This is a genomic window from Natrinema sp. CBA1119, assembly GCF_002572525.1.
Classification (GTDB): domain Archaea; phylum Halobacteriota; class Halobacteria; order Halobacteriales; family Natrialbaceae; genus Natrinema.
In genome coordinates this window covers 1-20,447 of sequence record NZ_PDBS01000005.1, presented here as the reverse complement: position 1 = coordinate 20,447, position 20,447 = coordinate 1, and the positions used below count along the sequence as shown (strand labels likewise).

Here is a 20,447-nt window from a genome sequence, read left to right as displayed (position 1 = left end):
GACCACACGACCGGACAGACGTCCGAAGCCCGCATTGACGGGTTGTAGAGCGTTACTGGAAGCGAAGGCTAAGGGGCAAGCGGGGGAACTACCGAGGACTCGCCTCAGCAGCGCTTGGACGGTGGGTTACGTGGCTTGAACCCAAGGGTGGTCTCGATTAGAGCAGATCGACGACGGCGTGATGCGGGCATACGCGCAGGAACTCCGTAAGCGGGTCCGGAATGGCGAGTTCGCTGCCTCGACTGCGAACACATACTATGCGACAGTCCGAGCCTGTCTCAGTTGGGCTGTTGAAGATGGGCTGATCGACACGAATCCTGCTGCGGCTACGAGAGCTACGAAAGAACTCCCCGAAAACACGACCGAACCGGATCGGCAATTCTGGACGCCCGAAGATGTCCAAGCGTTGTTCGCACACCTATCCCAGCGTATCGATGAAGCCTCAATGGCGGGGAATGGACGCAGCAGCGATTCCCATCCGGAACCGGGCGTTGGTCTCGCTATTGGCATCGACTGGTGTGCGGGGCGCAGAAATCTGTCGTGACACCGAAGATGACCGAGATGGGCGACAGGGATTGTGGTGGGGACGCGTCGATTTGGAGAATGGAGCGTTACGCGTCCTCGGGAAAAATCAACAGTGGGAGTACGCTCAGCTCCCGTCTCAAGCCCAGGACCATCTTCGTCGTCACTACGACGTGCAGCAGCCCGCTTCAAACGACTGGCCTGTATTTCCGACGGCACACGTCCCGTCGCTGTACAGAACAATTCGAAGAGAACTTCGAGAGCGTGGATGGGAAGACTCAGCAACTGAATCGCTCTTAGACGATCAACCGCCGAAAGAGATTCTCCGCGAACACGATATATCGCCGCCTGCTATCACAGTTCGAGGGGCACGAACGTTGATGAAACGGTTGTGTGAACAGGCTGAAATCGATGTTGAAGGCGGGTATCTGAAACCACACGGCGCTCGACGAGGATTGGGGGACTTGCTTTACCGGGAATCGGCTGAGCTCGCGCAGTCAGCGTTGCGTCACGAGTCTATCCGAACGACTCACGATGCTTACTCGCATATTGATGCGTCGGAAACAGCGGAAGCGGTGAGCGATGTTCTTAGCGGTGCTTGGAAGAACAAATGAAAGCAAATCGCCTGAACAGTTATTTGTTTTATATGTCTTGGTGTATAATCGCCGTCGCATCACTAACGACGAGAAGTTCTACGCGTCCCACTTCCGGGCGATCCGGGACGTGATACGTATCGACTGACTCACCAATCGTCCAGCCGGCGTTGTCGCTGTCCGTCTCGATACGTTCTTCGACCCAGCGTCGAGCTGTTCGGCGGCTACAAAATCCGGTGTAATCACTGACTGATCCGGTGAGTCGTGCGATCCAAACGTGCGGGGCGTTGATCGCCCTAGCTTGCCGTTCCCTCATATATAGTTGACACTCGCTGATGGTCTTATACGCTGGTAAACTCAGTTTTCAGGCCTTCGTGAAGTCGTTCCAACCGAACGACTACGACTCATGGTCATGAAGGTAGCACGTCCGATCCGGGAAGAAAACTTCGCGCTCGCAAGGGGCTCCGGAGACCGTTTCTTTTTCACAGTGATAGACCGGGTTCCCGTGTTTTTCTGAGAGAATGAAATACCGTTGGGTCATTGCCTTGCCTTGGTTATTATCTCGGAAACCCATCACACGACGGATGACATCGCTCTTGAAACCTTTCTCTGCCAGCATCTTCCCGAATGTCATCCGAAGATTGCTCCCCGAGACGGTCTTCTCAAAGCCAGCCCGTTCACCGATCTTCCCCAAGCGATGATTCACTGTTCCAGGGGTACAGACGCGGTCGTGTGTAGCAAAGTACGCCTCTATGAAGCGCGCAAACCCAGGCTCCGGTACCGGAACTCTCCGTGGTTGCAGCGTCCCGTTCAGCGTCCAGTAGCCATCTCTCAACCGCTTACAGTCCTTACACGGCAACCCGCCGCCACTTGTTGTTCGACCTCGACGTCCAGGACTTACGACACATTCGACCTTATCGCCTGGAATCCGGACGAAGAGCCGATCTCCTTCTCGTTCCAACCACTCCTCAGTCATATGGGCAAACGTCCCGGGTTTCAGCCCGGTCAAGAGCATCCCTTCTCCGATGAGGCGATCCTTGTGGTCGCCTTCTCGACTGGCCTTCCTGAACGCGTCTATACCTTCGTCGAGGAGCGGGAGTGACTGCTCGCCTGGGTAGAGTAGCAGCTGACGTTCGCTGAGGTCCTCAGGCGGGTCACCACTTATCATCATATTCGTCTTGCACGTCTTCTCCAGCGAGTTTGATGTACTTGATCGCCTCTTCGAGGTTCGCGTGCCCCATCAGGGTCTTGATCTTGTGGGGTCCGAAGTCTTTCTTCGCCAGCAGCGTACCGTACGTGTCGCGGAGATCGTGCGCAACTACCCGTCGCTCGAAACCCGCCCGGTCGGCAATGCCTTTCACTCGATTAGTGATCGTCCCTTGCGACGTGACGTTCTCGTAGAGGTCGAAGTAACTGTTCAAGATGTGGATCGTGTCGTCATCCCGAACCGGAATCGGTCGGACACCTGCCTCGGACTTCGGCGTGAAATCCGCACCGGCGGGGGCCCACCGTTTGTCTGCCCGGTTCCGGCAATGGAAACACGGGACGCCTTCCCGGCTTGTGTCTCCGCCGCTCCCGTTGCCCGAACCGAGCTCGCATATCTCCCCGTAGGGGATCTGAAGGTGCGGTCGCTCGTTCGGTCCGTTACGCCACCACGACGGCTTCATGTGAGCCATCGCTGCTGCTCGGATACCGGTCGAGGTGAGTGTCAGGCCGATGAGTTCATCAAGGACATCGCCGTCCTTCGCGGTCTCACGGAACCGGATATACTGTGAGTCCGGTGCTGCTCTGAACGTACCGTTCTCGTCCCGCTGGCCCGAGAGGCCGAGCGGGTTGTAGGTCATTCCTGGCATGTTAGCAAAGTTACTTCATAGGGGCAATTAAATAAATGGTTGGAAAGTTACCCCGCTAACTGGAGAATTTCAAGCTCTCAGCGGTAGTATCTATGTAGTGAATACATGACTTCATAGAAAATGGCTATTTTTCATATTCACAGTCTGCAACGCGGACTCACAGCACGACCATATCGTAGTTCGAGAGTTTCACATCTGGCCCGCGCCAGTAGGCGGTAACGAGAACCAGTAAACCCGCAACGAGAGAACCTTAACCAACAACGGGAAATCGTAATCCCACTGTTGGTTAAAATCGTGGCAAGTAGCCGTTCAAGCACCTACCGAGAAAGCAACCGCTGTTCGCACCGCCTCTCGGTACCCGGCTGAAGCGGCAGTGAGTACTGCTAGCCGGGGGGCGGACCAGTTGTGATCTCATCTGGAGCAGGAAGGGTTGCTGTTCCCACTCCATGTTGGGACCTATCTTCGTCTTGCGGTGAGGGAACCCGGACAAACCACGTATAATATTGTTCTAAGGTATCCTGTCCGGGTTGGTCGTCCCCCCGGGTTGAGGTCCAGGCGCATCGGTTGTCGGGAGCTCCACGTCTCCAACGCCGGGCTCATCGATAGTGTGATACTCGTTAGCCAGCCCTTCACCTGCGTCGTGTCGTTCTAGGTATCCCATTTCACTGAGTTCTGCGAGAACTCGTCTCACCGTCCGGCGCGAGCAATCGACTGTGTCGACAAGATCGCTCACGGTGAACTCTTGATCGCGGAACTGCTGGGCGGCCCGGGCGACTTCTTGCGTGCTTTCAGAGAACGCTCGCACGACAGCTCCGTCTCCAACGACGGGGAGATCTTCATGCAGCGCTGCGGTATGAGCGAACACGATTGCGCCTTCCTCGTCACGCCCGAACCGCAAAATCGATTGCAAGGTCTGGTCCTGACGCATATGCTTCAGGTACGTATTCCCGGTTGGGCAGCCGTAGTCGAGGGCTTCACCGCGTCCGGTTCGTGACACCTGTTCCCCCGCGAGCGCTGCCCATTTTTCGACGGTGTAGTCTCCGAAGTGCTGACACCCGAGTACGACGCCGAGATTCAACTCGCCCATAGCGTTCGACCCGGTCACGTTCCCGTAGTGATCTATCGCGCTGATGTCGTCCTCGATCTCGTCTTCGATTTCCTGCCGAACGACTTTCGTAGTGATCACCCCGGGTTTCGACGTTGACGTGAGGGTATCCCGTCGCAACCGCCCTGCGCCGTACTCTTCTGCGACGGCTCGAACCAAGGCGATGTCGCCGTCGAAGTTCTTACCTTTCGTACTCCCCTCGTAGGTTTTCGTATGCGGCGTCGTTTGTACAACCTGTAGGTTCAGCGTCTGCTGTAGGAACTCTCGGCGTGCTCGCGGCGTCTCGTGAATATCGCGCCGTTCAACGTTTTGCCCGATAGCGAGTTCCCACAGGTGCTCACGGCCTGTTGCGTCGAGACCGATTACTGAGTTCCGCTGTCCGTTTCGAGCGGTGAATTCTGGCGGTTCATGGATCAGCGCGCCGTGATGATTCCGATCAACCAGTACCGTGTTCCGTCCGAGACGGACCTGCTTCACGTTCGTTCCGCTGTCGCTATCGAGGTCGAATCCGAACGCGTCGGTGGTTAGCTCCGTCACGGCGTCATCGTCAGCTATCGTCCCGTACAGCAGCAGGTACGCTTTCGGGTGAGCGTATCCGTCGCGGGCGTGAATAGCGAGTTCCCGACACCCATCTTCTCCGCCTTCAACAGCGGTCAGCGTCGCCTGCACGAGTTCCGCCGCCCCCTCACGGTTGGCTTCGAAGGCGTTCACAGCCTGATCAAACATGCTGGCGAGGTCGCCTTTGAGGCAGGCTGGTGGCGTCTCCGCGAGTAACTGCTGGTCGTCTATCGTTTGGAACGGGAATAGCAAGTCTGTCAGCCCGGTGAGAACGTCTTCTTCAACTTCGTCCACTACCGCCGTGTTGGCGTTCGAGTTCTGTCTCGCGTCGTCGATGGCTGTTTGCAGTCGTTCTCGGGTAGCGCTGACAGCGTCTACGTCCCACGTCGGGTGGAGCCGCGTAACCGCTTTTAACGCGTCTGTCAGCCCGAGGTCTGCAACCGTCTCGGTACGAGCCTCTAAGAACCGTTCTGCTGCGTGTAAGACTTCCAGGGCATCGTGAAGCGCATCGAGTCGGGTAGCCGCCTGTTCGAACGCCGGGATGTCGTCAGTAACAGTCCCGGTTAGCCATCCACGGACGGCGTCGTCGTTCCAGAGATCCTGTTCGAATAGATCCTGCCGGTCTTCAACGTCGGAATGAAGCGACCGCGCAAGCCACGTCGCGTGATCGAGGAAGGCTTCACCGAACTGCTCTTCGAACGCGCCGCCTGGGAACTCGTCGATAGCAACGACTCGCGGCTCCAACTCAGTCCGGTCGTTCTCGCGCTCGTAGTAGGTACGCGCGCCCGCGACATGGCCATGGCCGTAATGGCCGATCAGCAGGTCCTTCGGCGCTTTCGGATCAGTGACCGCTTCCCACGCCAGCGAATACGGGCAGTCATGCCCGTCGTCTTGACAGGGTAGGTCCTCTCCGAACAGCGCCTTCGCATGGGTGTGGAGCTCTTGAGGCGAATGACCCAGCGCTCGCGCAGCGTGAACAGCAAGCGCCCACGCATCGCCGTGCTCGCCGTTGGCTGTCGGGCAACTCCCGCGATCCAACTCGATGTCATCGTCGTCGCCCTCAACATGAACCTCGCTGTCGTCAGCATCTTCATCGTCTTCAAGATCCACATCGATGCGTTCAACAAGCTCATCCCGGTCTTGCAGGATGTCTTTCCCTTCTTCACGGACGAGCCGGACAGCGTCGTGAACAGCCATCTCATCAACGCCGTCTTCAGCGAAAATCGGGAGATGCATCCAAGACAGCCCGTAGTCTTCAGCTTTCGCGGCGACTTCATCCATTAACTCGTGCCGTGCTCCGAGGTACAGAGCAGGGTGGTCGGTCGCGTTCTTCACGACCGACGTGGTTTTCCCGAGCGCCGGGAGCGCGGTGAGAAGATTCGCCTGTGAACGGTCGTCTGCGAGGTCGCGGTACAGCGCCTCGACATCACTGCGGGCCTCATCGAGCGCGCTGGTATCGGTTGTGAACTCTCCGAGAAGGTCTTCCGCTGGCGGAAGCACCGGGATGTGGTCGGGATCTCCGACAGTCCATTCGGGAAGCGGCGCACCGCGTTGTTCGCGGGCGACGTGGTACGCTTGTCGGAAGTCTTCGCCTGTGAGCGAGTCGTCACAGTGATTGATCAGGCCTTCTTCAAGCGCGATGAACCGTAACGGGTCGAGGACGCGCTCGTGTTCACGGCAGTAAAACGCGCCGCTGTGGAAGGCAACGATGCGTCGTCCCGAGTTCGACTCTTCCCAGCACGGATCGAGTTCAGCGACCACATCGGGATCACCGCTTCCGTCGCCGGTCACTTCGGATTCGACTTCGGAGAGATGGTAATGAGTTAGCTGCGAAACAGCCCCCTGGATGACGTTCCAGTTGTCGGTCGCCGTCGCCTGCGATACGTACTGCGGGAGCGGCGCACCGTACCGGTTTCGCGCGATTCTGTACGCTTCATCGTAGACGCCATCAACGAGTCGCTCGTCACCTTGCTCGATCAACCTTTCTTCGAGCGCGACCGCCCGGACGATGTCTACCACGTCACCTGTGACCGGACACACCCAGCTCCCGTCGCTCGTCGGGAGACTCAATTCGCGTTCAGCGTCTTCATCAAGATCGTCAGGTGTGACAGTTCTGGCTGCCCGCCAGGCGACTTCAGCATCGAGCGTGAGCTCCAGCGTTGTCGGATCGACTTCGTCCGGATGGTTCCGACTGCCGGGTTCGACCGGTTCTCGACCAGGGTCTCCAACCGTCTCTTCGACATACTCCAGCGCTGCGTTATACGCGGCTGCCGGGAGACTGTCATCGGTCGAGTCCGGAATTCGGTGTTCATCGCAGAGGTCACGCGCGCGTACGATGTGTAACAACGCTCGGTACGGAACAGCGTCCCCGGATTTCAGGTCACCGCGGTCCCGGGCCTGTTTCCACGCAACCCAGACATCGCGGTCAGACAGATGGCCTTCAGGACTGGTAACTGACCGTTCGCTGGCGTCAACCAGCAGGTACGTGAGCGCGTTATACACGACATCGCGCTTGTAGTCACGCGCGACCAGGTCGCCGGACTCGCCTTCACGAATGACGAAGTAGTTCTCCGAGTCGCCCACGTGGCCGAGCGGGTTCTTCCCGCGATCACCTTGACTGGCGTTCAGGAGATCTCCGAGATCGAGTTCCCAGAGAGCCGACCGGTACCCGCCCCCGGCGTCGCCGTCATCGTTCTTATTGTCGTCCCAGTCAGCGTCGCCAGTTGCTGCCCGGTCACGGGTTTGTCGCGTTGCAGCCTCGTATCCGGCGAACGCTTCGGGCGGACGGGCACTCCGTATCAGCGCCGCCGGCGTCTCCGCCCAGTCCTGCAAGTACTCGTCGAGGTCGGCCTTCGTACCGAGCTGTGCAGGCGGCATCGCTACCCGAACCGTCACGTCGTGGTCTTCGAGGTAACTTGCCGTGCGGAGCGCTCCACCGATCCCCGGCGCGGTCGGCGGAATCGTGACAGCATCTCGAATCCGGTCAGCGTCACCGTCGTATTCGGAGACTTCACCGAAGCCAACCGGGTCGTTGTCAGCGATGACGTAGACCGTTGGAACATCGTGCGCCGCCAACACGTCGAGCAGCGGCCCGAAATGCTTCCGCTTGAACTCTTTCGCCACTGGGGACAGAACAGAATACCCGCGTTCATGCGCCGTGATCGCGTCCGCAATCCCTTCCGCGACGATGACGGGCTCTCCGTCTTCAAGCGTGTGCTCGCCCCAGATCGGCTCCTCGAACGGAACCCGGTCGTCAGTGTGCCGGACTTTCGCGTACTTCCCGGCCAGATGGTCGCGCGGGTGGCCGTCGTACCCGGCTGCCCCACCGCCTTTCGTCCCGGTCGTCCGAGCAATCGCGTACACCGGCTCGCCGTCACCGTCGAAGTACGGAAGCACGTACCGGCCTTTCCACAGCGGGTCGAGACGGTCGTTGAACAGCCCGGTAGCGATGAGGGTCTCCCGGTCGAACCCTTCCTGGATCATCCGGTCGAGGAGCCCTGACCCGGCAGGCGCATACCCGAGCTGGTTCGCTGCGAGCGTCTCGTCGTCCCACCCGCGAACGTCGGTGAAGTATTCACGCGCCGTGGTAGGCCGGTCCGGGTAGTCACCGTCGTCGGTATGCGGACGGATCGTCCGGTCAAGCTGCCCATGGAAGTACTCGATGGCGACGCGGAACGCTTCCCGCGCCCGCTCTTCGACAGCCGACTTCTCTCCATCTGGTTCTGGGGTGGCTTCGTCGCTTCCCGCTGCTGTCGGCGTCGCGGCTGAGTCAGACTCAGCTGGCTTCACACCATCGCCGGTTCGCACCAGTTCGGTCTGCCGCCGAAGTTCGCCAGCAAACTGCTTCCGTTCATGATCTTTCTTCGGATGCCCCTCGGGAAGATCGCCACCGAAGTATCCGAGTGCTTCAGCCTGCAGTCGAAGTTCTGCAACCGGGACGGGTTCCCCCTCGCTTATGCCGAGGTACTTCCGGGTATCCTCGTACAGCCCGCCCCAATCGAGCGATGACCCGCCGGTCATCGGATCACCTCGCTGTCGCAGGCTTCCGATCTGGTGAGGCGAGGTACGGGCTGTCGTTCACCGCGAAAGAACGGATGCAGTACGTGGTCGGCAGCAAGAGGCCAACTGGCGTCAGTAGGCGAAACGATACGGCTCGGTGGGGACTGTACGCCCTCTGCGCCGGATAGAGGGGTAGAACTGTCTGCTTCCCTGCCGGAGCGGGCGATTGGGTCCCCGAGATGAGGTCTCTCGAAGTGGGCAAATGCAATCATGGCTACGCTGTCTGCACACACTCGTTGCGCGGGACAGCTGCCCTGGGCCTGACCGACAGCGCTGCCGCTGGCCGAGAGGGCAAGCTTTAATTCAGTTGCCCGAGAAACCAGAGGTGTCCAACTCTCTCGGTTTCTCGGTGCGGTTACGTTTCCCTTAGCTTGGCGTGTGCGTCGCCTCGGAATTCTGAACGAATCCTCATAAAGGCTTGTAAAGTTGGTTACTGTCTTCACCTCGCTCTCGTAGCCAATCTCCACGGCTTGCGAGGGTCGATAATACGTCTGCTCGTCGGGGTCGGGCTTGCGTGTACTCATGACTCACCTGTGTCCTGCACCCGACGCCAACTGACGCCAGCCCGTTGCGCAGAGGTGGCCCTAACGAAAGGGCAATACTTTTGCTCCCGGGCCGAGAAACCACAGGTACGGACACCCGTTCGAGGAGCGGGCTGCCAAACCAGACTCCTCGACCGGGCACCTGTGGTTTCTCAGGCGCGTTGCATCGCCTAGTTTGTGGTACGTAATCGTAACCACCTGCGCGTTAAAAAGGTAAGTAATCCTGACCACCCATTCTTAGAGACTTGTCTGCCGCACGTCAGACGTTGCATTACCCTACCGGTTCAGAGTAGAGCCGGTCGGCATCAATCTCGTACGCGACATCGGTGATCGTTTCTCGCCGTTCGACACACCACCTGTCGCCGTCCCACTCTTCGATGATCCGCCAGTACCCATCCCCGTCGTCGTGCGGTTCGTATCGAATCCTACGACGAGGACGGTACGCAGGCGAATACTCGACGGTGAATCCCGACATCATCGGGTGGAACAGTCGGGGAGTTCGTGGTCAATCACGGACTGCACCTCGTCGCTTTCCCGAGCCTGGTCGATGATCGTTCGAACGGCCTCGGGGGTCTGGATGAGATTATACCGTTCGACGAGCCGGGCAGCGAACGCACCGAGCGAGGCCGCAGGCTCGACCAAGTGCTCCCGGGCAGCTAGCCTGAGGATCTGCAAGTCGTGTTTGTTCTTCAACCCGAGCTTCCGTGCCTGCCAGTCCACGTTCGTGTCGCAGTCCCCACCGTTGATGTCGTCGTGACAGTTTCGACAGAGGCAGATCCCGACATCAGGCTCTTTCTGCCAATGATGGTAGTCCAACCAGCTGATCCCGAGTTCGTCGAGCGTCCGTCGACACAGGGGACATGTCGGGCTCCACTCCCAGCCGTACTCCTGCGCTCGCTTCGAGTACGCCTCGGTGAACTCACGCGTCCGGGGACAGTTCTCAGCAGTCTGAATCCCGTCCCATAGGTGCCGATCCCAGTACGCTTGGACGAGTTCAACCAGCTCTGACGGCGTCACCATCTCAGTGTACGCGGCATCGACTGCGACTGCGCTCCACCGCCGCAGTTCGACCTCGCAGTCCGAACACCGCGACTTGAACCACGACACGTACGACGGGAGCCCGTCTTCGTACTGCTCGACTTCCCCACCACAGTTCGGGCAGAGAACTTGGACGGGTCGGTCACGCAACTCGTCGTTCTGTTCGATTGCCTCAAGAACGTGGACACCGCGGACCTGCGTATCAAGCAGGTCAGCCTCAGCATCACGTCCGGTGCTATGCGTCAGTTCGAATGATTCATTTGTGTCAGCAGCGTTGATTTGCATGGGTTGTCCTCTCGACAGCCCCTGGGTCGGTGTCCTTAGCACCGGCCCGCTTCTCATACTGAAACGGGCAGATACGCAGGGACTGGTAGGTGTGATTACCATACACGTCATAAAAAGCGCTTGCAAAATTGATCGTTAGCAGGAAAGGACGGTGAGGTTGGACGCTGATTCAGCGTTTGAGTCTAGTTTTGAGGATACAACTCTTTCCAAACAGCTGTTGAGGGGTTGTTTTTATATAGGCATTCAAACACAAGCGCCCTCTCATCCTTCATCTTCACCTGAATACCGTCGATTTACCGCTTATTTTTCCACAGGAAGTCGGAAGCCTTTCTTAAAAGTGGAATCAATCCCTCGTCTGCATATATACCCAAAGCACCTCGGGATAATTCTAACAACCTTGCCGAAGTACCTGATCGCTTTGCTTGAGTTCGTAATAATAACTCCCAGACATCTCCAAAGCGTTCATTAGATATCTTATGAGGATACAATCGAAAATACTCTGAATTTTCATAGTCCACGACCCAGTTCTTATATTCAAAATCACATTTCCAAGCGGCAAACTCAAAGCTGAGTTGATCACGTTCAGCGCCCTTCTTGTATTCTTTCCACCACGTTCCCATAGCCTCAACAACCTCTTCTTCGTTGTGTTTCCGCAGTAGAATTCTCGTTTCACTCAGCCCATACTCCTCTGGAAATCCTAGATTCCGATATCGCTTCATTTGTGCACGGATTCTCTCTGGATCGGCTTTGTCTAGTCTAATACAAGCCTCAGCTTCATCATATATACAACTCCGTCTAGGATGTGAAGGAACAGCCATATTCGACTCTTGATCTTGTAAACATTCTTTGAGTACTTTTCGAATATCTCCGATAATATGGATGTTTCCGTCAACCCAGACACTATAATCATACTCTGAAAAGAATTGATGAGGAAGAGTTTTCACTTTTCCACTCATTAGCTTTGGCGAGATCTCATACTCATTGATAAGATGGGGTTCCCAAACCCCTTTTGCGATGTCTTTCTCATCAGTAAAACATATGAAATCAACATTACTAGGCGTTACCTCTGGTTGTAGAAGCACGTCATAGTCATTAAAAACAGCTGTATAAACAACGATATCTCCGCTCATTGTTTAATACTTAGAATACATACGTAGTATTCAGTATACATATTAACATTGATTCGGTACCGCAGTTGTTCTCTATTCTTAGAGATAGGCTATAAATCATTCGCCACACTTGTATACGTGTTCAGATAAGCTGATTCCATGCGAATCTGAATGACCGAAGCCAATCATAGGCTGTCTCTGCTTCGGCCCGCTGAAACAGTTCAAGGAACTGATCGTCCGTCGTTTTACTTCTCTGAAGACACGTTCGACAGCCTTCCGATTTCCAATGTTCTCGTATTTGAAACCGATGCCATGTTGGTGACACCTAGCTTGGCCCGAATTCAATTTCTTGACTCCACGTTATAGTGCTTGATAGAGATCAAGTAGTTCATCAACAACGACTTCAACAGAGTGGTGGGTCTCAATATATTTCTCACCTGCACGACCCATTTCGGGCCAACGCTCCGAATGCTCAATGAGTTCTCTCAGCGCATCTGTGATTGCCATGGCATCACGTTCGGGAACGAGAATGCCCGCATCGCCGTCGTCAACTATTTCGGGAATCCCAGCATGCGTTGTCGAAACAATAGGGAGTCCGGCTGCCTGAGCCTCAAGTAATACCGTAGGCGTTCCTTCTTTGTCACCATTTTTAGCCGTAACACTGGGTAGAAGGAACAGATGGGCGTCCATCATTAATTGTGTAATCTCTTCCATAGTTTGCCAGCCAAGAAGTTCGATTCGGTCACTCACGTCCAATTCTTCAATAAGTTCTTCCAGCTGTTCTCGGCGCTGTCCATCGCCCGCAATAGTATACGATATTTTCCTGTCTACGTCCAAGTTAGCAACTGCTTCAATGGCATACTGCAGCCCTTTCTTCTCAACAAACCTAGCTACAGTCAAAATATTAAGTTGTTCGTCAGGTCCTAATCGTCGTTCCTTGTATTCAAAATTATCTGTGTCTATACATACTGGCACCTTGTATATTTTTTCAGGTGGTGCACCAATATCTGTGAGATCCCCTCTCATATCTTCACTCAAACACGTTAGAGCATCTACTTTCTCAAACAGGGTGTCGTAAACCCTCGGGTTTGAGCGGGGAACTACACTAGCATCACGACCATAAAAAGAAACAATCAGTGGACTTTCCATCAACGGTTGTGAGGATAAAAAGCGATTGCCAACGGGGCCAAAATGTGCATGAAATACGTCAGTACCGTCTCGGTGTCTGAGGACGTTGCGCATTATACTGAGTTCTTCGGGCATATACTTCCCGTGTCGACAGGTGGAGAATATTCTCGAGGGACTTACTCCACCAATAAGGAGTTCAGGAATTGAAGTAACAAGTAACTTGAATCCCTCGGGATAGCTTCGCGGCTTGGTGTAGTAGCTCACTTTATCTTGTAGGTTGTATTCGTCAATCACATCATGGTGGAAGTTTTCACCCGGTTGAGTGCCGTAAACTTGAACATCGTGGCCATTATCAATAAGACCGGTAAGTTGGTTAACAATGAAAGTTGTAGAAAGTTTTGGGAATGTTTCTGTCATATGAGCTATTTTCATAATACATTTTTGAACACAGTATGAGGGAACTTGAAATTAGCGCGTTAATGCTGTCAGCTGCTATCATGTGTATACTTCTTAACCGCATTCAATATCACTATGAAATGACAGGCCAGTGTCCGCGGTTTTGATTCCAACATCGCTAGGTTGAGCATATAACTACTATCAGCCATTCCAGGGTGCAAATTCGTAGTCAGTGAACCGTTCGCCAGCGTCAAGATCATCTATGCGCTTGACTTCGGCAGGGGTGAGATTGACTTCGGCGGCGCGAAAGTTCTCGTAAATGTGTTTTGATCTTGAAGAACACGGGATTGGAACAGTTCCGTGAGCCTGGCACCAGGCCAGGACGACCATCGCGGGGGAGATATCTTTTTTTTCAGCGAGTCCTTCTACAACCGGGTCGTTGAGGACACATCCTTGTGCGAAGGGTGATGCGGCGACCACCTTTGCACCGTGTTCCCGAGCGGCCTCAAGGATGTCATGTTGATACAGGTACGGGTGGAATTCAATTTGGACGTAATCAATCGACGTCGGGGAGGACTCAACGGCTTCTTCTAGGATATCTGTGGTAACGTTACATATCCCTACAGACTGAACAATTCCGGCGTCTCTGAGCTGTTCGAAAGTCTTGAAGGTCCGCTCGGGGTCGTAGGTGTGGGCAGGCCAGTGGACGTACAGTAGGTCAACGTAGTCGGTTTCCAGCGCCTTCAGACTCTGATCGATTTGTCTACGGATGTTATCTGGCTTGAGATGCTGGCTTTCAACTTTCGTTCCAATGAATAGGTCAGAGCGGTTGACGTCCACATCTTTGATGGCATCCGCCAACATTGGTTCTGTATCATATATCGGAGCGGTGTCGAAAAATCTGTAGCCCGTCTTCAGGGCCGCTCTGATGGCATTGTACGCCATGTCTGTCCGTAGCCGCCCCGTGCCAAATCCAACGATGCCCATAACAATCAATTCCACACGACTCTACTAATCGGCGTCGGTGTCAATGGCCTCGGCGTCGGTGTCAATGGCCTCGGCGTCGGTGTCAATGGCCTCGGCGTCGGTGTCAATGGCCTGAGACCAGACACAGAACAAGCCCTCAGAACTCTCCGATTTAAGATATAAGTCGTCGCCCAGTAGTGGTTCACGGAATGCCCCTATCCCGGTAGTAGATTGCCAAACGAGGCTTATTTGATAACTGAGAAAGAACGCTGCTATGAGTGCTTGAACTACTGCGAACTGTTTACCAACGTCTTACTGCGGGCGGGTCAACAGCAGACCAAGCTATACAGAGCGGTATCTGGGTAGCTGGAATCAATGTCGCTGACCGTATCTTACAACTCTTGAAGATCGTTATTCTCGCTCGATTGCTTTCACCGGCGGCATTCGGCCTTCTCGGAATCGCGCTGCTTGCGATTGCGGCACTTCGGCAGTTCTCGAAGCTCGGTTTTGATGAAGCGTTGAGACTGCATAGCAACCGGAGATGTGAAGATGGGTGAGCAGGTTATAAGAACCAAGAATGCTGTCCCAAGATGAATACAAGAGTAAAATAATGGAAATTACACCGGGTCGCCTTCACCCGCTATTGAAAGGAATATATCGTACGGTGATTCCAGAAAATGAATCTATAAAAACTATAGATTATATGCAGTCTGTTCCCGAAACTCTCCCGGATAAACATATAAGAAATGTATCAATACATCCGAGTAGGGAAGAGATGCTAACAACCCTTCCTACAGAAGGCAAAGTCGCAGAACTTGGGGTGGATGAAGGTAACTTCTCAGAACAAATTCTGTCTATAACGGAGCCCGAATCACTTTTCCTTGTTGATGTATGGGAGACAGAAAGATATGGAGAGGAAGAAATGAGGAAGGTGAAGAAAAAATTTGACGATCTCGCGGAAGTTTCGATAGTGAGAGAACGGTCGGAGATAGCATTGAGTGAATTTGAAGACGACTTCTTTGACCTGGTGTATATTGACACAACACACTCATATGAACAAACATCAAAGGAACTCTATGTGTCACAGAGGAAAGTGAAGGAAGATGGAGTTATCGCAGGCCACGATTACTGTGTAGGCAATGTCTCAAAGGGTGTCCCCTACGGTGTTATTTCTGCTGTTCACGAGTTCTGTATACAGGAAAATTGGCAGATTTCACACTTGTCACTTGAAACAGACGGATACAGAAGTTTCGCATTAGAAAAAATCAATTCTTAATTGTCTGCCAGTCCGTGGATGTTATAGAACTTTGTTTCCCAAGTAGAGGTTGTTGAGAGGTGTCATAGAATCGATCTCATCATATCCCCTGCTTCACTATACGGTACAGTTGAATGAATTCGGCATTGAATAAATGCTCGAAAATGTACATCAGAGCGAAATAAACCATACACCCTGTGGCAATGAGTAGCGTGAAAGCAAAAACGCTCTCACCCGTCAGAATGTAGACGTTTAATGCTATGACACTGCCAGCCATTACGATGCTACTCATTAATGGGAACATGATCAACTTAACTAACTCAATAGCGCGTAGTTGAGTGATCGACAAAACATAGTGGAGAGAAATTGGGAGTGGCAGAATTAAACTTATTACGACAGCAAATGAAACACCCATGAGCCCAAACCACTCTGCAGCAGGATATATTACGGCTGCTAACGCGATGGCTTGTAGAGCCTGTATTTTTGCTCCAATATCTGGTCGCCCTGTTGAGTTATAAACGGCTCCGACATTCGCCCCGAATGCACGGATTCCACCATATACTGCTAAGACTTGTATCACTGGGATTCCCGACCTCCATTGATCGCCAAGAACTACAGGAACAAACTGGGGTGCAACGGCAGCAATACCAGCTGCCATCGGAAAAGCCACCGTTGTTGATAGCTGGACAGCCCTACGGAACCCCTCACGAAGTTTCTCGGTATCATTCTGAACCCTCGACATTGTCGGAAACGCTACGCGTGAAATAACGTGTGTGACCTCAGTTGCAGGAGCGTTTGAGAACCGATATGCCAATTGGTAGACACCAAGCGAACTCGCCGCAAAGAACCAGCCAACGAACGCATCGTCTCCCTGTCCGTAGAGGAAAGAAAGGATTGCCGACACAAGCAACCACTTCCCAAAGCCAAACATTTCTTTTCCATATGCGAGATTGAACTCAATGTTGGGGCGGTATTCGTGAATCGCATAAGAGAGAATAAACTTCACGAAATTCATCGCTACAATGCCGGCCACAAGAGCCCAAACGCTGCGGAAAGTAAGTGCAAGAACGACAGCGACAACAAGATCTACCAATCGACCACCGACCTGATATACGAACTCCTTGTGGAAATTGAGGTTCTTTTCGAAGTACATCACACCTGGGTTCTGTAAACTTAAAATAAACGGAGTGACACCAACGACACGGATGACCGGCTCTGCTTGCGGTTCACTAAAAAATACCGCGAGGTACGGGGCTGCGAGAAACGCTACGACCGCGATTCCGAACCCACGGACGATCTTCATTACCCAAGCAGTGTTGAGGTAGGCGTCTACATCGTCGTCTTGGTGCTGTATTAATGCCTCGTCAAAACCGAGTTTTGAGAACTGCCGGAGTGCCGCAATTACAAGCAGCGCGATTCCGAGGAGACCGAATGCCGCCGGTGAAAGCAATCGAGCGAGAATAATGACCTTCAGGAGTTGCAAGATACGGTCAGTAACATTGATTCCAGCCACCCAGATACCACTCTGTAGGGCTTTTTCCGCTGTTGACCCGCCCGCAGTAAGACGCTCATAAACAATCCGAAGGCGTTCAATCACTGATCTCAGCGTTATTCACTCACCATCAAATAATCCTCGTTTGCCTTTTCGTAAGCGGTCTCACTAAAAGAATCATCGCAGGCGAAAACAGAGTTACTGATCATCAGTTCGGGATGAATGGCAAACCTGTACGAGGGGTCTCAGAGTTTCAACTAGAAATCACCCCAACTTGGTGATATATGGAGAAGCCAGTCTTGCCAGATCCGCCATCTATATTTGACTTAATCTTAAGGTTAGGGATAACGTCAACCCGCGTGTGTTATGTCGGATCAGTTCACCGCGGCGCTCGACGATGCCGAGGCTGCTCATGCTCGGTACGGTGAGCAGTTGGGCCTCGTTGAGGGTCGAACACCGTTCGCTGCGGAATCGCTTCCCGACGCGCGCGTTGCCGTCCGGGTCAACGAAGATCTTCTCCAAGAGGTTGCCTCGCACATACTGACGCGTGCTGGGCACATTTCGGTGATCGACAAACGAGGGGCGGGGAAGACGCACTTCCGAGAGCTCGTGTACGACGCTCTGAGTGATGGGCCCCGCAGCGACGAGTTCGCTATCGCTCGAATCCGCGAGGTCGAAAGCATCACGACGCGACGGTTGTACACCCGGCTCTTGGATGAACTGTCGAAGTACGAGGCGCTCGATGTGCCGGAGACGTATCCGCATCCAACGGATGAGGTTCGGCAAGTCGTTGAAGACGTTGCTGATCAGTTAGAGGAGACTGGGCTGACGTGTATCGTCCAGGTTGACCAACTCGAAGACGCAGCACGGAATACGCGTACGTTCGAGCAGCTGTTAGCCGGATTACAGAGCATCGGAGACCTCGGTGAGAGCGAACCCGTGTTCATCTTGTTCCTGTTTGGAACTCCGACCGCAGCGGATCGGATTGATGAACTCCGGGAGACCTTGTCGTCTCGGTTGGTGGCGAAGAACCGGTCGTTGGAACGATTCGGGTTCGAGGAGACGGAAGAGTTGATCGCCCGGTGGTTAGCATGGGCTCGTGACGAGGAGTACACTGACGGGTACCTGTCAGACCCGTACACTGCGTCTGCGATTCAGACGATTGTTGACCGGTCAGATGGAACGCCGCGGTCGGTTCGCCAGCAGTGTTATCATGCGTATCGAGCTGGGGCGCGGCAATTCGCTGCTGACGAAGGAATCGAAATCACTGACGAAACGATTGAAGACTACGCCTAAGAATAATACTAAGCTTAAGATTAACTATGAGCGATAACCCGATGACAGACGCGTTCGACGCAGCAGAGGAAGACCAGGAAGCAACTCGTTCTGGTGAGAGTAACGATGGGTTCGATCCCGAGCAGTACTTGGACGCGCTCAACAGCGGGTCCGCGCCAAAGGAGAAGACTGTCGGGATTGCAGTGACGACGGAAATGCATGCCTTCTATCAGGAGCTTCAGAATGCTGACGAAGTCGAAGCAAACCCTGCGCAGTCAATCCGTGACCATTTAGAGAAATTGGCTCATCGCCATCCAGAGGTGTTTGAGAAGGCCATGCGGAAGTTAGAGATCGAGCGCGAATTCTAACGCTCACCGGTGCGTCGTAGGGGAGCTGCTCCGACCTCGGACTCCTGCCTAAGCCTAATATTAATCTTAAACTTGGCCCACAGCGCCACAGGGTGGGTCACAGACGGTAAAATCGTAGCCAAACCGCACTAAAGATGCATCCCTGATCAGCGGCCATCGTACCACGGTGGTGCGCCGAATGCGTCGGCGTAACACTCTGGGTGACACGGTTCCTTTCGGTTGTCTGGCCACGCCTGGTCGAGCGGGACCTGCTCTCCACAGAGGCCACACTCGGCGCTATGACCAGCCTGACGGGCATCAGGTGACAGGTTCTTGCTCTCGATGTACAGTTCGTGGAGCGCCCATGGTGTCAGCCGAACGCAAACGCGCTCGCGGTCATCCGGAGTCGCGGCTTCAGGCGTAAACGAGAGCACCCAATCGTCGCCCGGCTCGCCGTCCGTCGCCGGGCCCAAAGAGATCGTCTCAGCAAGGTCGTCGTTTACGTAATGCCACTCGGCGTCCCGAGCGATATAGTAGTGTCCTTCAGGTCGCGGGTCATCAGGATCAACGTTCTCAGTCATCGTTGGGTCTGTAAGTTCATTCGTTCGCTTTCTTCGCATAGGGCCGACAGCCTCGGCGCGGTAGATTCGACTGCGACGGTACTGACGATAGTTCAGGCCGGTGCAGCATCATCAGCTGGGCGCGGTGTCGAAATTTCGAGACTGACTTCAATGGTGTCGAAGGGGACGAACGGGCGCTTCGCCCGGCCAGCCTGTTCGAAGTGGACGATGTCGTAGTCAGTGAGGACCTGAAGGTCGTCGTGAATGCTCTTGACATCGCGGTCTAGGCGTTCGGCCAGCTGGCGGATACTGTCCGGGCGCTCGGTCATGATACTCCGAAGGAGTTCGACGCGACGGTCAGTGAGCAATGCTCTGAGATCACTCGGGTTCTGGAAGTTGATGACGTGCGGGATCTCCTCACCCGCCTGCCAGCGGTCGAGGCGGTCGAGCGCGTCCTGGCGGTGCGCCTGTTCAGAGTCGGACGTGATCCGGAGCACCGAGGGGTAGTCCTCAGGGTCGCGGTCTTCGAGGAAGCCTGCCTCGGCTTCGATGTCGTCCATCACGATCTCCTCGGTCCCAGAGTCGGTGCTGTTGGCATCGTCGGTGTCGTCGGGTGTGTTGGGTTGGTCGGGCATGGTTGGTCACCTCTCGCGGCGGTCGTCCATCTTGTTGTAGAACTGCTGGACGTGGGCTTTGAGGCCGGTGTACTCAATGTCGTCGTAGACACCGGTAGGCGTGTGGTAGTGGTGGCGGTCTACCCCGGGATGGTTCGGATAGTTGTCGAACCGAAGTAGCGTGCTACCGTCTTCTGCCATGTACTGGAATCGGTACTTGACTCCTTCGGGGTAGTCGTCGCTTTTTGGGATGGCGGTGGCGATCATCTCGTATCGGGTACCGTCGTCGAACGTATCTTGATCCTCGTAGATGACCGTCGATCCCATCTATGCCACCTATGTTGGTACAACACGCCAACATACAATAAGGCTTTTCGTTGGTGTCAAGGGCCAACATAGGATCTCACATCTCGATCTCGGGGACTCCACACCTCTAACGACGGGAAGTCGGCAGGCTGGACCTTTGCTTTAACCAACGCCCAGGGTATATCTTCTGCTGCTGATGTTGGTTAATATCACACGAGGCTACCGCCACCACCCTTTGACTAACTTTAAGAATAATCTTAAGGTTAACTGCCTGGCGAAATAACCCCAACTTTCGGTATAGCGGTCTGTGATTTATGGGAAGGTCGAACACCACGCCGCCTTGCGGTTTTGACTCGAAATAGGGTGTGGTGAGTCACTTCTCTTTAGACCAGTAAAGAGAAGTGGTTTCCGACACCACCTTGCCGTCAGGTGACCACGAATCGT

The 20,447-nt window shown here is 54.4% G+C and carries 16 protein-coding genes and 1 pseudogene; 5 read left to right on the top strand and 12 right to left on the bottom strand.

Annotated elements, in window-relative coordinates:
- Positions 1–395: 395 nt before the first annotated feature.
- The gene (locus tag CP556_RS27390) at positions 396–1,136 is read left to right on the top strand and encodes a site-specific integrase (protein ID WP_098727768.1); all 741 of its coding nucleotides are present in this window, start codon (positions 396–398) and stop codon (positions 1,134–1,136) included.
- A 376-nt stretch (positions 1,137–1,512) separates the two neighbouring features.
- On the opposite strand, the gene CP556_RS21730 is transcribed toward CP556_RS27390, so the two are convergent.
- The 8 genes and pseudogenes from CP556_RS21730 to CP556_RS21690 all read right to left on the bottom strand — a co-directional run bounded on the left by CP556_RS21730 (position 1,513) and on the right by CP556_RS21690 (position 14,190).
- On the bottom strand, positions 1,513–2,283 hold the full coding sequence (locus CP556_RS21730) for a site-specific integrase (RefSeq protein ID WP_176548297.1): 771 nt from the start codon (positions 2,281–2,283) through the stop codon (positions 1,513–1,515).
- Complete coding sequence (locus CP556_RS21725) at positions 2,270–2,968, bottom strand: tyrosine-type recombinase/integrase (protein ID WP_098727766.1); 699 nt, start codon at positions 2,966–2,968, stop codon at positions 2,270–2,272. The genes CP556_RS21730 and CP556_RS21725 overlap by 14 nt, the downstream gene beginning before the upstream one ends.
- Before the next feature lie 508 nt (positions 2,969–3,476).
- Complete coding sequence (locus tag CP556_RS26230; RefSeq protein ID WP_176548296.1) at positions 3,477–8,651, bottom strand: hypothetical protein; 5,175 nt, start codon at positions 8,649–8,651, stop codon at positions 3,477–3,479.
- Between the two features lie 1,055 nt (positions 8,652–9,706).
- Complete coding sequence (locus CP556_RS21710) at positions 9,707–10,555, bottom strand: hypothetical protein (RefSeq protein ID WP_098727764.1); 849 nt, start codon at positions 10,553–10,555, stop codon at positions 9,707–9,709.
- A gap of 293 nt (positions 10,556–10,848) precedes the next feature.
- On the bottom strand, positions 10,849–11,685 hold the full coding sequence (locus CP556_RS21705; protein ID WP_098727763.1) for a glycosyltransferase domain-containing protein: 837 nt from the start codon (positions 11,683–11,685) through the stop codon (positions 10,849–10,851).
- A 121-nt stretch (positions 11,686–11,806) separates the two neighbouring features.
- Positions 11,807–11,988 (bottom strand): annotated as a pseudogene (locus CP556_RS21700) (IS6 family transposase); the annotation flags it as partial.
- 36 nt (positions 11,989–12,024) lie between these two features.
- The gene (locus CP556_RS21695; protein WP_176548295.1) at positions 12,025–13,209 is read right to left on the bottom strand and encodes a glycosyltransferase; all 1,185 of its coding nucleotides are present in this window, start codon (positions 13,207–13,209) and stop codon (positions 12,025–12,027) included.
- A 180-nt stretch (positions 13,210–13,389) separates the two neighbouring features.
- Positions 13,390–14,190 carry an aldo/keto reductase gene (locus tag CP556_RS21690; protein ID WP_141551740.1) on the bottom strand — a complete coding sequence of 267 codons (801 nt, stop codon included), beginning with the start codon at positions 14,188–14,190 and terminating at the stop codon, positions 13,390–13,392.
- Between the two features lie 242 nt (positions 14,191–14,432).
- On the opposite strand from CP556_RS21690, the gene CP556_RS21685 reads away from it, so the two are divergent.
- Together CP556_RS21685 and CP556_RS21680 are read left to right on the top strand one after the other, a co-directional pair.
- A complete protein-coding gene (locus CP556_RS21685) occupies positions 14,433–14,711 on the top strand; it encodes an oligosaccharide flippase family protein (RefSeq protein WP_255291565.1) in 279 nt (92 codons plus the stop codon).
- 53 nt (positions 14,712–14,764) lie between these two features.
- Positions 14,765–15,430 (top strand): class I SAM-dependent methyltransferase, encoded by a 666-nt coding sequence (locus tag CP556_RS21680; protein ID WP_176548294.1) that lies wholly within the window; start codon positions 14,765–14,767, stop codon positions 15,428–15,430.
- 79 nt (positions 15,431–15,509) lie between these two features.
- Here CP556_RS21680 and CP556_RS21675 read toward each other — a convergent pair whose 3' ends face one another.
- Positions 15,510–17,006 carry a lipopolysaccharide biosynthesis protein gene (locus CP556_RS21675; protein ID WP_098727759.1) on the bottom strand — a complete coding sequence of 499 codons (1,497 nt, stop codon included), beginning with the start codon at positions 17,004–17,006 and terminating at the stop codon, positions 15,510–15,512.
- Between the two features lie 261 nt (positions 17,007–17,267).
- On the opposite strand from CP556_RS21675, the gene CP556_RS21670 reads away from it, so the two are divergent.
- Together CP556_RS21670 and CP556_RS21665 are read left to right on the top strand one after the other, a co-directional pair.
- Positions 17,268–18,197 carry a hypothetical protein gene (locus CP556_RS21670; RefSeq protein ID WP_098727758.1) on the top strand — a complete coding sequence of 310 codons (930 nt, stop codon included), beginning with the start codon at positions 17,268–17,270 and terminating at the stop codon, positions 18,195–18,197.
- Positions 18,198–18,223: 26 nt separating this feature from the next.
- Positions 18,224–18,544 (top strand): hypothetical protein, encoded by a 321-nt coding sequence (locus CP556_RS21665; protein ID WP_218011998.1) that lies wholly within the window; start codon positions 18,224–18,226, stop codon positions 18,542–18,544.
- 146 nt (positions 18,545–18,690) lie between these two features.
- Here CP556_RS21665 and CP556_RS21660 read toward each other — a convergent pair whose 3' ends face one another.
- The 3 genes from CP556_RS21660 to CP556_RS21650 form a co-directional block, all read right to left on the bottom strand.
- Entirely contained in the window at positions 18,691–19,104 is a 414-nt protein-coding gene (locus CP556_RS21660) for a DUF8161 domain-containing protein (RefSeq protein ID WP_098727756.1), read from the bottom strand.
- A 92-nt stretch (positions 19,105–19,196) separates the two neighbouring features.
- Positions 19,197–19,718 carry an HVO_A0114 family putative DNA-binding protein gene (locus tag CP556_RS21655; RefSeq protein WP_098727755.1) on the bottom strand — a complete coding sequence of 174 codons (522 nt, stop codon included), beginning with the start codon at positions 19,716–19,718 and terminating at the stop codon, positions 19,197–19,199.
- A gap of 6 nt (positions 19,719–19,724) precedes the next feature.
- Complete coding sequence (locus CP556_RS21650; RefSeq protein ID WP_098727754.1) at positions 19,725–20,024, bottom strand: toxin-antitoxin system TumE family protein; 300 nt, start codon at positions 20,022–20,024, stop codon at positions 19,725–19,727.
- Positions 20,025–20,447 lie beyond the last annotated feature (423 nt).